A 14,772-nucleotide genomic window follows, 5' to 3' on the forward strand; every position below is an offset into this window, starting at 1 on the left:
CTCACATGAAGAGTTGCATGTTGCCGAAAGCGGCATCGCAGTTCACCAGGTCCACGCGCTTGAGCCGCATACGCAGCGCGCCGTCGGCCTGCCGCACCAGCTCGTGGCTGGCCCAGCCGGCGTACAGCGTCTGCTCGTCCTGGCGTGTCTCGATGTAGTGGAACGCCGTGCGGCAGGTATAGGTGCCGGCCGCATCGTCGCGCGCCGTCACGCGTGGCGTCTGCAGCAGGTGGTGGCAGCGGCTGATGGGCTGCTGCGAGAAGGTGCGCGCGCCGCGAAGGCGCTCTATGCGCACCTGCAGCAGCAGCCGGTCCTCGTACAGCAGCGAGGCATGCAGCCGCGGATCGGTCTGGCCGTGGGCCAGCGGCATCCAGTAGTGGCCGTCCTCGGTGAACAGGGCCAGCCAGTCGCCCCAGCGCTGCTCGTCGAGCAGGGCCGCCTCGTCGAGCACGAAGTCGATGAGCTGCGGGTCGGTGGGTACGTTGCTCATGCCTGGGCTCCTTCGCGCATGCCGGCCGTCATGAAACGCGCCCAGGCACGCATCTGACTGCGCATCTGCCATTCGTTGGTGCCATTGGTCACGGCCCCTTCCTGCCCGTCTTCCCGGGCCTTTTCGGCGGGATCGAACAGCCGGCCCACGTTCACCCATTGCGAGCCGCGCGAGGCCAGGCCCTGCTGGGCGCGCTCGTACATCTCCAGGTCGTCGTGGCCGACCACCGAGGTGGGCGCATTGACCAGGCGGTTGTACATCAGCGTGCGCTCCAGCAGCAGGTCCGGCGCGCCCACGAGGCGGAAGGTCCAGCTCTCCACCAGCGTGCGATCGGCCGCCAGCGGGCGGAAGATGCGCAGCGTCTGGATAGGGCCCTTGACCATGATGTTGGGGAAGTACACGGTGTTGTGGCGCACGTCGCTCAGGATGGCGTTGGCGCGCTCCTCGCCATAGGTGGCGACCATGCTCTCCCGGTAGCCGGGCGCGGGCGAATAGGCCGCGTGGATGGAGTCGCTGACGCCGGTGTGGCCATGGCCGTTTGGCCAGACGCGGATGCCCATGTTCTCGAAGAACTCGTAGGGATTTACGAAAGGCGCGAACAGCTCCACCGCCATGGGCTTGGGCGTGCCCTCCGGCGCGCTCTCCCAGACCTGGACGGCCGTGCCGGCCGAGGACTCGTGCGCGACCATGGGGTGGCAGGTGTCGGTCTGGTTGTCGACCAGCATCTTCCAGTTGCAGCGGTGCAGGTAGCGCATCACGCCGCCGGCCACCTCGAGCTGACCCTCGGGGGAGCGGTCGACCATGTTGTCCAACGTGGACAGCGAAGGGCCGAAGAATTCCTCGAAGCCCATGCCCTCGGGGCTCAGCCGGCAGAAGACGAAGTCGCGGTACACCTGCACCGCGCCCACGGCGGCCAGGCCCTTGCTGGCCTCGCAGCTTTCCAGGCCGGTGTTCTCGTAGCCCTTCTTCAGCGGGATGGACAACAGCTGGCCGTCGGTGCGGTAGGTCCAGGCGTGGTAGGGGCAGCGGAAAAACTTGCCCGTGCTGCCGCAGCCATCGGGCGCCACCTTCACTCCCTTGTGCGCGCAGCGGTTGTACAACACCTTGATGCTCTGGTCGGTGTGGCGCACCATGACCACTGGCTGGTCTCCCACGGTGGTCGCGAAATAGTCCCCCGGCTGGGGCACCTGGCTGGCGTGGCCGACGTAGATCCAGGTGTTGGTGAACAGTTGCTCCATCTCCAGCGCAAAGATCTCGGGATGGATGTAGCAGTCCTTGTGCACTTCGGTGTCGCGCACCAGGGCGCGGATGGCTGCCGGGTTGTCGCGGTATTCGGACATTGCGCCTCCCTCAGTCCAGCTTGATGTTGGCTTCGCGCACCACGCGGCCCCAGCGCTCGCGCTCCTGGGCCGCGAAGCGGGCCAGCTCCTGCGGCGTGCCGGGCAGCGGCTCGATGCCCAGCGTCTGCATGCGGGCGCGGATGTCGGTGGAGTTCAGCACGTCCACCAGGTGCTTGTTCAGCGTCTTCACCGTCGCGGCGCTGACGCCGGCAGGCGCCACCAGTGCCTGCCAGGCCGAGGCCTCGAAGCCGGACAGGCCCTGCTCGGACAGCGTGGGGATGTCAGGCATGGTAGCCAGGCGCTTGGCGCTGGCCACGCCGATGGCGCGCACTTTGCCGGAGGTGATGAAGGCGCCGCCGCTGGAGGTGTCGACGAACATGAAGGGCAGCTGCCCGCCAACCACGTCGGCGATGGCCGGCGCGGCGCCGCGGTAGGGGACATGCGTCAGCGTCAGGCCAGTCTGCTGGCGGAACAGCTCAGTCGCCAGGTGGTGCGGGCTGCCGGTGCCGGGGCTACCGTAGCTCATGCCCGCAGGATCGCTGCGCACCCAGGCCAGGAAGTCCTTGAGGTTACGGGGCTTGGCGTTCGGATGCACGACCAGCACGAGCGGGAAGCGGGCGATGGTGCCCACCGGCGCGAAGTCCTTCTCCGCGTTGTAGGTCAGCTTGCTGTAGAGGAAAGGGTTGGCGGCGATCACGGCCGAGTCCCCGGTGAAAACCATGTGCTCGGCATCGCGCGACTTGGCCACGTAGTCGCCCGCGATGTTCGAGCCAGCGCCGGGCTTGTTGATGACGATGATGGACTGGCCCATAGACCGGCTCATGGCTTCGGCCAGCATTCGCGCCACGGCGTCGGAGCCACCGCCAGGAGCGTAGCCGACCACCCATTCGATGGGCTTGCCATCGGCCAGGGCCAGCGAGGGCGCCACGGCCAGCGGCAGCAGAGAAAGCACTTGGCGACGGGACAGCATGGTGGATTTCATCGCGGGACTCCTGGAAGCGGGTCGGTGGGGAGGAAGGAAAGGAAGGGGCGCGGGCTCAGAGGTCGAGCACCAGCCGCGCACTGCGGGCGCGCGAGACACAGATCTGCATCACCTTGCCGCCGGCGCGCTCGGCGGCGCTGAGCACGGCATCGCGGTGGTCGATCTCGCCCTCGATCACCCCTGCGGCACAGACGCCGCATTCGCCGCGCTTGCAGTCGAACAGCGGGTCGCAGCCGTGCTCGATCAGGCAGTCGAGGATGGACTGGCTTGCCGGCACCCTGAGCTGCTTGCCACTCTGCGCCAGCACCAGGTCGATGGCCTGGTCGCCCACGGCTGCGACCGGCGCGGTGAACAGCTCGAAATGCACGCGCTCGCGCGGCCAGCCGCGCGCATCGGTGGCCGCCAGCACGGCGTCGAGCATCACGCGGGGGCCGCAGACGTAGAGCTGGTCCTCGCCGGCGCAGCCGTCCAGCAGCGCCGCCACGTCCAGCGGCGCGCCCTGGTCTTCGTCGGCGTGCAGGGCCAGCGACTCGCCCAATAGGACCTGCAGCTCTGGCAGGAAGGCCATCAGCCCCCGACTGCGGCCCGCATACAGCATGCGCACCGGCAGGCCGGCGGCACGGCGTGCAGCCGCCATGCTGGCCAGCGGCGTGATGCCGATGCCGCCGGCCACCAGCACCGCGCAGCCGGCATGCGCGCCGAGCGGAAAATCGTTCTTCGGCGGCTCGATCGCGATGCACTGGCCCGGCTGCAGCCCATGCATCCAGCGCGAGCCTCCACGGCCCTCGTCCTCGCGGCGCACCGCGATGGTGTAGTGCGGCTGCGGCAGGCCGGTATCGGCGCTGGCATCGGTGTTCACCAGCGAGTAGTGGCGCCAGTCCCGCACCTCACCCTGAGCCTTGCCCGGCAGCCCTACCTGCACACGCACATGGGCGCCTGCGGCAAAGCCCGGCAGCGGGCTGCCATCCGCCGCGCGCAACGTGAAACGGCGGATCAGCGGATTCAGTTGGTCGGCGGCGACGACTTCGACAGCAATCGTTTCCATGGAGGTTCTCCTTCAAGCCAGCGCATGGCGCGCGAGTGCGTCATGCAATGCCTTGCCATGCTCATCGGCCAGCGCGGCCTCGCGCAGTTCGCGCAGCGTGGCCGGAGCCAGGCGCTGGCCCGCACCGCGCACTGCATCCATCAGCCGCAGGTAGTTGGACAGGCCACGCGCATGCGTGTCGCTGTAGCCCTTGACGAGGCGCTGGCACTGCGCCACCTCCACGGCAAGGGCCGGGTTGTGACCGGCCGCCGTTTCGATGTGCGCCAGCCACTGCTCGATGTTTGCGCTCTCCATCTGGTAGCGCAGCGTACTGCGCCGGATGCCGCGCAGGCGCGACAAGCCCCACAGCAGCAGATAGCCGCGCAGCGAGCTGGTGGTGACCACTCGGCCCTCCCGCGTGAAGCGCGCCAACAGGCGGTGCACTGCATGCGGGCGCGCCAGCCAGCGGCCCAGACCGGTGGGCAGGGTTTCGCAAATTTCCTCGATGCGCGGATGCATGAATTCATTGATCGCGAGCTGCTGGCCCTGCTGCACGCCCACCTCGGACTGCACGCGGGCAAAGCGGCTGGCGCGCGTCTTCAGGTCGGCCACGCGGATGGTGTCCTCGTAGCTCATCCACAGCGCGAGATGGCGCGCCGTCTCGCGCAGCAGCAGGCCGGAGCCTTCGGCCAGCACCTGCACCCGCGCCAGGCGGTCAAGGTACAGCGCGGCATAGCCCGGGTCCTGGTAGTCGAGCATGCGGCGCACGCCCTCGATGATCACCGGGCGAGCGTCGACCGCAAAGCCCTGCTCCACGCGCTGCAGCAGCGCCGCCACCCGGGGATCGCGCGGCGTGGCCACGGCGGCTGCGGCTGTTGCCGTTGCAGGCGATGCGCTGTCCGCCTGCTGCGCCTGATCGCAGGCACCGCCGAAAGCCTTGAGGCTGGCCTTGACGCCCACGCCACCGCGCTCGATCGTGGCCTCGAACTGCGTGCGGCTGAAGGGCAGTACGCCGGTGCCGGCCAGCGCGCCGAACAGCACGGCGCTGACCACGCTGCCGCTGGCCTGCGCGGCCTCGGCCATATCGAAGCGCACGAAGCGCTTGGAGGCACGCTCGGCATGGGCCAGCAGGCTGGCGTCATCCACGCGGCCGTCGCCCATGGCCGTCTTCTCGGCGATGGCATAGACGCGGTGCGTGGAGGAGATCAGCGTGGTGCGGTCCGCGGTGACCAGGCCGCGCTGCACGGCGCGGCCTGCCTCCATCAGCTCGGAGGCCAGCACCACGTCCACGTCGCCCGGCAGCGGCATCAGCGCCAGCACCGGCTGCGCCCCGTCGCGGCGCGCCTGCTCTGCCGGGAATAGCTCGACGTAGTAGATGGTGGCGCCGGTGCGTTGCGCCACACCGGGCACCGACGTGGTCTGGGCGATGTAGTCGTTGTGCTCCGCGAGGTCGACGATCCAGTCGGCCAGCACGCCGCCGCCCTCGCCGCCCATGGCGAGGATCGCAATCTTGATGGGTTGGATGGTTTTCATGACGGTGTCAGAAAGCATGGCGCTCGAGACGGCGCTGGTCGCGGCTCTGCAACCAGCCGATGACGGCGCTACGCAGGCACTGGCGCAAGCGATCCCAGCGCGTGGGGTTGCTCACGATCTGCGCGCGGTAGAACGAGGGGCAGAGCACGGCAGCATGCGAAACCTCGCCGCACAGGCCGCAGCCCACGCAGCTGTCGATGACGGTCGCCACCGGGTCTGTGCGCAGCGGATCGGGGTTGGGCTTGATGGACAGCGAGGGGCAGCCCGAGAGCCGGATGCACGAGTGGTCTCCCGTACAGGTGTCAGAGTCGACGCCGAAGCGCTCGCGCACCACGCGCTCGCCGCGTGCCACGGCGGCGCGTTGCTGCGGCTTGATGCGGCGCTGCTTGTTGAGCATGCACTCGCTCTGCGCCACCAGCACCTTGGGCCCCTGCTCCTTGGTGGTCAGTGCTTCGCGCAACGTGCCGACCATGGCCTTCAGGTCGTAAGTGCGGCACACCGTCTTGACCCAGTTCACGCCCACGCCACGCACCGCCTTCTCTATCGCATGGTTGGTGCTGCGCGTGGGGTTTTGCGCCGCCGACGAGAGGATGTCCTGCCCGCCCGTGGCCGAGGTGTAGCTGTTGTCGACGACGATGGTCAGGTTGTCGCTCTGGTTGAACACCGCATTGGCAATGCCGCTGGTCAGGCCGTTGTGCCAGAAGCCGCCGTCGCCCATGACCGAGATCACGCGCTTGCCGCCCTCCTGCTGCTTCGGAGGGTTGAAGGCCGCCGCGCCCGCAGCACCCAGGCCATAGCCCATCGTGGTGTTGCCCAGGTTGAAAGGCGGCAGGATGGAGAACAGATGGCAGCCGATGTCGGCGCTGACATGGTGTTCGCCCAGCTCACGCTCAACCAGCTTCATCGCGGTGAAGATGGGCCGCTCGGGGCAGCCGGTGCAAAAGCCCGGCGGGCGCGCCTGCACGCTGGCCTCAATGGGGTGCTCCGGTTCGGGCGGCACGGGTGTCAGCGGAATGATCTTGCGCGCAGCGGGCTGCGGCTGCAGCTTGCCATGCATCTCGAGGAAGGCGCGCAGACCCTTGAGCAAAGCGGCCGTGGTGTATTCGCCTGCGACCGGCAGCACATCCTTGCCGTGCAGCTGGGTGGCCGAGCTGGCCTGGCGCAGGATGGTCGCCACGTTCTGCTCGACGAAGTTGGGCTGGCCCTCCTCCACCACCAGCAGGGCACGCTTGCCTTCGCTGAAACGCAGCAGCTCGTTGTCCACCAGCGGGTAAGCCACGTTCATCACATACAGCGGAATCTGCGTGTTGCCGTAAGCATCGGCCAGGTCGAGCTGCTGCAGCGCCCGGATCAGGGTGTTGTAGCTGCCGCCCTGGCAGGCGATGCCGACGTCGCCGGCACCCTCGGCGAAGAACTCGTTGAGGCCGCGCTCCTCAATGAAGCGCACGGCAGCGGGCCAGCGCTGCTTGACCTTCTCCTGCTCGTGCAGGAAGCTGGCCGGCGGCAGCACGATGCGGTCCACATCGCGCTGCGGCCGGGCCATGGCCTGCTCGATGGTGTAGGAGGGGCGGCGGTTGTCGCTGGCAGTGAACCGGCCATGCACGTGGCAGGCGCGGATGCGCAGCTGCAGCATCACCGGCGTGTTGCTGGCCTCGGACAGCTCGAAGCCGTCCTTCACCGCCTGCACAATGCTCGGCAGGTTGGGGCGCGGATCGAGCATCCAGATCTGCGACTTCATCGCAAAGGCGTGGCTGCGCTCCTGCATGATGGACGAGCCCTCGCCGTAGTCCTCGCCCACGATGACCAGCGCCCCGCCCTTGACGCCGCCCGAGGCCAGGTTGGCCAGCGCATCGGAGGCCACGTTCGTGCCCACCGTGGCCTTGAAGGTCACCGCGCCGCGCAGCGGGTAGTTGACCGACGCGGCCAGCGTCGCGGCGGCCGTGGCCTCGCTGGCGCTGTTCTCGAAGCGGATGCCATGCTCGATCAGGATGTCCTGGGCATCGGCCAGCACGTCCATCAAATGCGAGATAGGTGCGCCCTGGTAGCCCGCGACGTAGTTCACGCCGGACTCCAGCAGCGCCTTGGTCACTGCCAGGATGCCTTCACCGTGGAATACCTCGCCGGCACCCAGACGGAGCTTCTTGACCTCTTCGACAAACGAGCGTTCTGCCATCGCAAGATCCTTCACAGGGCCCGCGTGGGAACGGGCGTTTATGATTTTGGATGAATATGGCACGCATTACTTTAAAAATAAATATATCCAAAATCATAGTTTTCCCTAGCCCCAAATGGGGATGAGAAGTACCGTGTCACGGATAAAAAGCAGTGTGAAAATGTCTAGCGCACGCAATGGCTCATGCATTTGCGCCAAGGGGAGTGTGGTTCTTGAGACCCCGGGAAGGTCAAGGACCAGGCATACGCCTGCCACTATGGCCGGCGCTAAGAGCGCCAAGCCCATGGATCTGATAGCGCGGTTAGCGGCTACCAGGAGATCGCTTGATCAGCATCTGATCTTCCAACAACAGGCCCTTGCGCACACCACTGACATCCAGAAGTTGGTCGCCGTCGTTCAATTCGACCTCAAACGGGCCATTCACCTTTTCGAGGATTTCTGCCGAATAGGCTTTTTTCCTTTTCCGGCACCGGTCCACTACCCATGGCCTGGACCCTATAGGTGCCAGCCTGGCTCAGACCCATGATTTCCTGGCCTACTTTTTTGAGCGAGTGATCGCGCTATCGCGTACCGCGAAGAGAGCCTATGGCCCTCTCCCATTGGGACGCAATCAGGCCTGCCACAGCCCTCGTCACAAGCGCTATGGCAATTCACCGATACGCTGGCATGCGTATTTCTTAGGTTCATCGCGCATTACCGGGGAAGGCTGCGCGAATCTTCAGAAAGAAATAGTCCTGATCGCGGTAGCCATAGGCCCGGCGCTTGATGACCTTGATGGTGTTGTTGATGCCCTCGACAACACTTGTGTTCAACGGATGCCGGCATCGGGCGATGATCCCGTGCAGGTAGCTTTGCAAGCGCTGAGCAAAGGTGCTCAGTGCTGTAATACCGCTTTGGCGCGCTTGCTCACACCAGTGCTGCCAGGCGCGATGCGCCCAAGCCGGACGACGGTAAAACCACAGCTGTTTTAGCTCATCGCGCAAGACGTATACCGCCATTAATGGCTCATTGGCCGCCAGCAGCTCCTTGAGCTGCACTGCTTGTTGAGCCTGCAGCTTGTTGCGATTGCGCAGTAGCAACCAGCGGCTGGACTTGAGCACCTTGCGCGCCAAGGGCTGTTGGCGCAGCAAGTTGGCCTGATCGACACGCACTCGGTCGATAACCTCCCGGCCATACTTGGCCACGACATGGAACAGGTCATAGACGATCTCGGCGTTGGGGCAGTTGGCCTGGATCTCCAGCTCGTAGGCAGTAGTCATGTCGATAGCAACCGCGCGAATGCGCTGGGCAACGCCAACGGGCAACTGCTCGAAGAACTGGCGGGCCGTCTCGCGTGAGCGCCCTTGCCCCACCCACAGCACCTGCCGGCTGATGGGGTCGACGACGACTGTGGCGTAGCGATGGCCCTTGTGCAACGCAAACTCGTCCATTGCCAAGTATTCGATCCGCTCCCATTGCGGCTGCGCGGTAGTGGCCAGCAATAAGGTCTTGTCGATGGACTTGACCGTGTGCCACCCAAGATCGAAGAAGGCCGCGACTGCCTTGATGCTGCTGCTGCGAAGCAACTGGCTGCACGCCTGTGCCAGACGGTCTGTGACGCGCTGGTAGCGACCGAGCCAGCTGAGTTTCTCCAGGCGCGGGCCACCACAGCTATCGCACCACAGACGCCGACGCGGCACATGCAGCACCACCTTGTACTCGAACAATGCCAGATCGCGCACGCGCCGTGTCGTGGTCTCATGGACTTGGCTGCACTGCGCACCGCAGCGCTCGCAATGCATGATGCTGGCCTGCGGCTTCAGATAGATCGACACGGTGCGGCTATCGCCCTGGGGCCACTGCACACGTTCAACCTCGTAGCCCTCCTAGCCGCCAAGAGCCTGCAATAACTTCGAGTCCAGCATTTGATTTGTTCTCCGATGTCAGCTTCGCTGCCGTCAGATTACAAAACGAACGGGCTCATCTCCACGGAATTCCTCGATGAACCTTTTTTTATTCATGCTCACCCGCGGACTTGCGGCTACCTGGGAAAGGGCTCGGCCTCATGCAGATTGCGCCGCCAAGCCAGATATCGCCGTCCGCTTGCTTGCCTACAGGCCACCGAAGCAAACGTACTTCATTTCGGTGTACTCAGACAGACCATGGCGGGATCCTTCACGACCAAGTCCTGATTCCTTGACGCCGCCAAAGGGGGCAACCTCGTTGGAAATCAATCCGGTGTTCACACCGACCATGCCGCTCTCGAGTGCCTGACTTACTCGGATGCAGCGCGCCATGTCCTTGCTGTAGAAATACGAGGCAAGACCTACATTCGATTCGTTGATCCGATGAATCAATTCTGCTTCGTCGCCAAAGCGAGCCACGGGCGCCAATGGCCCGAAGGTTTCGTTAGCCATACACAAGCTGTCAGGTGTTACCTCGACCAAGACTGTCGGCTCAAAGAAAAGATCTCCCACGGTACTTTGCTTGCCACCGATGGCAACCTTGGCGCCGCGCGACAGCGCGTCCGCAATGTGCTCCTGCACCTTGGCCACGGCTTGCTTGTTGATCAACGGTCCTTGCGTGACACCTTTGCTTAGGCCACTGCCAAGCTTCAGGTCGGACACCTTGGCAATGAATTTCTCGACAAACTTGTCATAGACCGCGCTATGCACAAAGAATCGGTTCGCACAAACACAGGTCTGCCCTGAATTGCGGTACTTTGAGGCCATGGCGCCCTCTACAGCCGCATCCAGATCTGCATCGTCAAAGACGATGAAAGGAGCGTTCCCGCCAAGCTCCAGCGAGAGCTTCTTGACCGTGCCTGCGGCTTGGCCATATAGGACTTTGCCGATTTCGGTTGAACCGGTGAACGACACCTTGCGCACACGCTGGTCGGCCATCCACACACCTCCGATCTGTTTCGCGTCGCCGACAACGACGCTGATCACGCCTTGAGGAATTCCGGCCTCATAGGCCAACTCCACCAGTGATAAGGCTGTCAGCGGCGTCAGCTCCGAAGGCTTTATGACCAAGGTGCACCCAGCGGAAAGCGCTGGCCCTGCCTTGCGCGTGATCATTGCCGCAGGGAAATTCCAGGGGGTAATCGCGGCACACACGCCAACTGCCTGGTGAGTCACAACCAAAAACTTGTCTTTTGAAGGGGAGGGGATTGTTTCACCATAGAGGCGTTTGCCTTCTTCGGCAAACCATTCGATGAAGCTAGCTGCATAGTTGATTTCACCTTTTGCCTCGGCAAGCGATTTGCCTTGCTCAAGAGTCAACTGAGTCGCGAGTGCGTCGGCGTTAAGTTTGATCAGATCGAACCATCTGCGCAGCAGGCAAGAGCGTTCGGCGGCAGGACGCGAACTCCATTTGGGAAACGCTTCAGCTGCAGCGTCGACTGCAGCGTTAGCTTCCTCGGCACCACACTTGGCCACCCGCGCCAATACTTTGCCATCAAAAGGGTTGGAAACGCTGATGGATTGCTCGCTGTTGCCCACGATGGTGCCGGAGAGTGAGCAATGAAGCAGGACTGGAGTTGCAGGCTGGAGGGTAATGAAGCTGGCCATAAGAAAACGTCTTTGAAAAGCCCCGCAGGGCTATGCTTGGGCGGGTTAGTTCATCCGAGGAAGGTTCGCGGCCTTGATGGCAACTGCCATCGCGTTGCGACCTTCAATCAGCTTCGTGCGGTAGTCGGCACCGCTTAGCGAGGCAGGATCCACGCCTGCGTTTTCAAGGATTGCAGCAAGCTGAGGACTGGTTGCAGCTTGACGGGCAACCTGTTCCATCTTGTCGCGGATTGCTGCAGGAGTTCCCCTGGGAAAGGCAAGGCCGATCCAGGAATCAATTTCAACGTCAAAGCCTTGCTCCTTGAGTGTGGGAACCTCTGGCAACTCTTTCCAGCGCATGGGGCTGGCGCTGGCCAACAGGCGCATCTTGCCGGCCTTTACATGCTGCACGATGTCCGACGGATTCTGAACGATGGCTTCCACGTGGCCACCCAGCAGGGCGGAGACAGTTTCCGCACCAGACTTGAAGCTCACTTGCTCAAACTGGCCGCCGGTCTTGCGGCCCAATTCAAACAACGCAATATTGTTGGGTGCAGAAGGGGCACCGAAGAATACGCCCTTGTTCTTCTTGGAAGCATCCACCAAGTCCTGGATGGTCTTGTAGGGGGAGTCCGCACGGACAGCAACACCGTAGCGATAGCGGGCTACACCGGCAATGAAGTCAAAGTTGTCAACCGTGTAGTCCACATTCATCAAGTGCGGCGTGATCGCAATGGTGGAGAAGGTGACCACACCAAAGGTATAGCCGTCCGCCTTTTGCTTGGCCAGTTGGGAAACCCCCAGCGTTCCCTGTGCACCGCCGCGGTTAATAGGAACCACTGGTTTTCTCAACAAGGTCTCCATGGCATTGCTGATCGCACGGGTGGCTACGTCAGTATTGCCGCCTGCGCCGTAGTTGATGATCATATTCATCTCACGCTCAGGGTACTTGGCGGCGTCTTGCGCCAATGCGTGCAGAGGAAGGGTTGCCGCCCAAGTGAGGGCAGCACAGGTGGCAAAAAACTGGCGCTTGGAGGTAGCAGTCATCCGAGTCTCCTTATCGGCCTCTGGGGCCTGTTGTGTTGCTCTAGTGGTGGGCCTCAGGTCATCAAAAAGCCGCCGTTCACATCGATGACAGCGCCATTGGTGAAGCCAGAAGACTCGCCGCTGAGATATGCAATGGCGGCACCGACTTCAAGCGGCTCGCCAATACGCTTCACAGGGATTTGAGCCGCATAGTTACGGTTGACCTCTTCACCCGCTTGCATCGCCATTTGAGTCAGGATGCGTCCGGGAGCCACGCAGTTTGTGGTGATACCGAACTGTCCCATCTCAGATGCAATGGAGCGGCTAAGACCCAGTACAGCGGCTTTTGTGAGCATGTACGCTGGGCCTGCCACAATGGATTTGCCTCGGCCGGCAAGAGAGGCCACATTCACAATGCGACCCCAGCCCTTGGCTTTCATGCCAGGCAAAGTGAGCTGGCATAGATTGAGCATCGCCAGCACGTTCACATCCAGCATTTTTTGGACTTCATGCAACTGAACGTCCAAGATGCCGTTGGATTGGCCCGCAGCATTTTTGATACTCAGGCCGGCGTTGTTCACCAAGATGTCGACCCCGCCATGCTCTTTTTCCAGCTCTTCCACGAGCTGCCTACACGCTTCCTTGTCCGCCACATCCAGAATATGGCTGAAGGCGTTTGCACGTAGCTCCACTGGGATCTCGTTGAAGTCGGGGAGACGCAAGTCGGTAAGCACCACCTTGCGGCCATCCTTGAGCAACTCGATGGCACTAGCTAGGCCAATACCTTGAGCGGCGCCGGTGACCAGGGCCACACGTACAGGTTTCGTTATGGTGCTTGGCATTAGTTTGCCTCCGGTGTGTAGAAGGTGATGGGAGGAAAGGCGTTTTCAGTGCACATCACTTCGATAAGAGTGGAGTCTTCGGCCGCCATGGCGTCCTTCAAGGTTGCAGCAAGCTGCGCAGGATCGTTTACGCGAACACCGTTGATGCCACAAGCGCGAGCAACAGCTGCGTGATCGACACCGGCAAATTGCACCGCTGTGGTGTGTTCACCGAATTTCACGTTCTCGGCGTGCTTCTGGTAACCCAGAATTCCGTTGTTGATCAGCAGTGTGATGACCTTGATACCCATGCGCTTGCAGGTTTCCATCTCGGACCATACGTGGCCGAAGCCGCCGTCCCCCACCAAGGCGAATACATGACCTTCTTCACGGGCCAGACGGGCTCCCATCGCCATCGGCATACCCCAGCCGAGACCCGCAAGACCCCGTGGAGTGATGAAGCGCTGGCCGGCTTTGCGGCTTGTCAGATAGTTAGTCACCCACAATGTGGAATAGCTCGCGTCGGTGACCACCGTATCCTCCGGCTTGAGCAAGGCATCGAGCTCCGTCATCAGGCGCTCAGGACGCATTGGCGTTTCCGAACTGTTGCGCACAGCTGCAGATTCATCCTGGTGCCTCTTTTTGCCTGCGGCAATTTGATCGGTCAGCTCTTGCCTGCGGGCTGAGCGCGCTGCAGTGTCTTTTGTCCTGGCCAACTCGGTCATGGCAGCCAGCGCCAGCTTTGCATCACCCACCAGGCGCAACGCGTCATAGTTGCGGCCAATCTCAGTGCCGTCGATGTCCAGGTGGATGAACTTGGCGCTCTTGGGATACAGCGTCCACGAGTCGGTACCGTTCTGATTGGTACGGTTGCCAACCAGGAACACAACGTCCGCCCCGGTGATGAAATCCTTCAGATAGCGGCCCGAGGCATTGGGGCCCATGCAGTTCGCCATGACACCCAAGGACAGCGGCTGCGTCTCATCCACAGCACCCTTGCCCATATTGGTGGTGCCTACAGGCAGCGTCATGGCATCCGCGAAGGCCACCAGCTCCTCGTGGGCCTGCGAGCCGTGCACACCACCGCCGGCAATGATCACTGGACTTTTGGCATTGCGTAGCAAATCGACAGCTTGCTCGAGCAAGCGGGTATCGGGGGTAAAACGGTCGAGCGGGAAGCGGCCCAGATTGGACTCACGCGGCACACTCGAAGCAATCCCCTTTTCCATCAGCAAGTCAGCGGGCAACATCAACGCCACGGGACCTGGTCGCCCACTGCAGGCTGCGATCACTGCCTGGTCGATGTAGTCCTCAATGCGAGAGGCTTGGTCTACCCGGCGCACCCACTTGGTAACCGGCTTGAACAGACCCATGTGATCCAAGTCCTGGAACGCATTCTTGTCCGTTTGCTCGCGCGCTACGTCCTGCACCAAAGCAATAATTGGAACCGAGACCTTGAGGGCTTCAGCCAAAGGCGCAACCAGCAGCGTAGCTGCGGGACCATTTTGTGCGGTGATCACCGCTGGGGTGTTGGTCATACGGGCGTAGGCATCGGCCATATAACCGCCGGCATTCTCGGTACGGTAGGCAATTTGCTTGATTCCCAACTCCTCGGCAGCCAGCACGAACATACTTGGCAAGGACTGGCCAAAAAACTGCTTGATTCCGTGCTTTAAAAGGGCCTTGGCCACAAGGTGGCCCACGGTTTCATGGGCGTTGAGGCCAGGGTTGGCGAGAGGTTTGAGCATCGATAGGTCTCCAAGTTTTCTTGCTTCGCATTAATTTATAAAATAATGCATCACACCCGCAGTGTGGCAGCAGACTTAGATCAACGTACAGGGGAAAGCCCCTAT

Annotated in this window: 11 protein-coding genes; all 11 read right to left on the bottom strand. The window is 62.7% G+C overall.

The window, feature by feature from the left end:
* Position 1: 1 nt before the first annotated feature.
* Positions 2–490 (bottom strand): aromatic-ring-hydroxylating dioxygenase subunit beta, encoded by a 489-nt coding sequence (locus F0P97_RS00060; protein WP_182285127.1) that lies wholly within the window; start codon positions 488–490, stop codon positions 2–4.
* Positions 487–1,830 (bottom strand): aromatic ring-hydroxylating dioxygenase subunit alpha, encoded by a 1,344-nt coding sequence (locus F0P97_RS00065; RefSeq protein WP_182285128.1) that lies wholly within the window; start codon positions 1,828–1,830, stop codon positions 487–489. The genes F0P97_RS00060 and F0P97_RS00065 overlap by 4 nt, the downstream gene beginning before the upstream one ends.
* Positions 1,831–1,840: 10 nt before the next feature.
* Positions 1,841–2,812, bottom strand: coding sequence for a Bug family tripartite tricarboxylate transporter substrate binding protein (locus F0P97_RS00070; protein WP_182285129.1), 972 nt, complete (start codon positions 2,810–2,812; stop codon positions 1,841–1,843).
* A gap of 55 nt (positions 2,813–2,867) precedes the next feature.
* Complete coding sequence (locus tag F0P97_RS00075) at positions 2,868–3,857, bottom strand: PDR/VanB family oxidoreductase (protein WP_182285130.1); 990 nt, start codon at positions 3,855–3,857, stop codon at positions 2,868–2,870.
* A gap of 12 nt (positions 3,858–3,869) precedes the next feature.
* On the bottom strand, positions 3,870–5,369 hold the full coding sequence (locus F0P97_RS00080) for an indolepyruvate oxidoreductase subunit beta family protein (RefSeq protein ID WP_182285131.1): 1,500 nt from the start codon (positions 5,367–5,369) through the stop codon (positions 3,870–3,872).
* Between the two features lie 7 nt (positions 5,370–5,376).
* Positions 5,377–7,542 carry an indolepyruvate ferredoxin oxidoreductase subunit alpha gene (locus tag F0P97_RS00085; protein WP_182285132.1) on the bottom strand — a complete coding sequence of 722 codons (2,166 nt, stop codon included), beginning with the start codon at positions 7,540–7,542 and terminating at the stop codon, positions 5,377–5,379.
* A gap of 683 nt (positions 7,543–8,225) precedes the next feature.
* Complete coding sequence (locus F0P97_RS00090; protein WP_182285133.1) at positions 8,226–9,386, bottom strand: ISL3 family transposase; 1,161 nt, start codon at positions 9,384–9,386, stop codon at positions 8,226–8,228.
* Positions 9,387–9,632: 246 nt separating this feature from the next.
* Complete coding sequence (locus tag F0P97_RS00095; protein WP_182285134.1) at positions 9,633–11,093, bottom strand: NAD-dependent succinate-semialdehyde dehydrogenase; 1,461 nt, start codon at positions 11,091–11,093, stop codon at positions 9,633–9,635.
* A gap of 45 nt (positions 11,094–11,138) precedes the next feature.
* A complete protein-coding gene (locus tag F0P97_RS00100; RefSeq protein WP_182285135.1) occupies positions 11,139–12,119 on the bottom strand; it encodes a Bug family tripartite tricarboxylate transporter substrate binding protein in 981 nt (326 codons plus the stop codon).
* 53 nt (positions 12,120–12,172) lie between these two features.
* The gene (locus F0P97_RS00105) at positions 12,173–12,940 is read right to left on the bottom strand and encodes a 3-oxoacyl-ACP reductase (protein WP_182285136.1); all 768 of its coding nucleotides are present in this window, start codon (positions 12,938–12,940) and stop codon (positions 12,173–12,175) included.
* Positions 12,940–14,667 carry an acetolactate synthase catalytic subunit gene (locus F0P97_RS00110; RefSeq protein ID WP_182285137.1) on the bottom strand — a complete coding sequence of 576 codons (1,728 nt, stop codon included), beginning with the start codon at positions 14,665–14,667 and terminating at the stop codon, positions 12,940–12,942. The genes F0P97_RS00105 and F0P97_RS00110 overlap by 1 nt, the downstream gene beginning before the upstream one ends.
* Between the last annotated feature and the right edge of the window lie 105 nt (positions 14,668–14,772).

The sequence above is a fragment of the Comamonas testosteroni genome (assembly GCF_014076415.1).
Taxonomy (GTDB): domain Bacteria; phylum Pseudomonadota; class Gammaproteobacteria; order Burkholderiales; family Burkholderiaceae_C; genus Comamonas; species Comamonas testosteroni_F.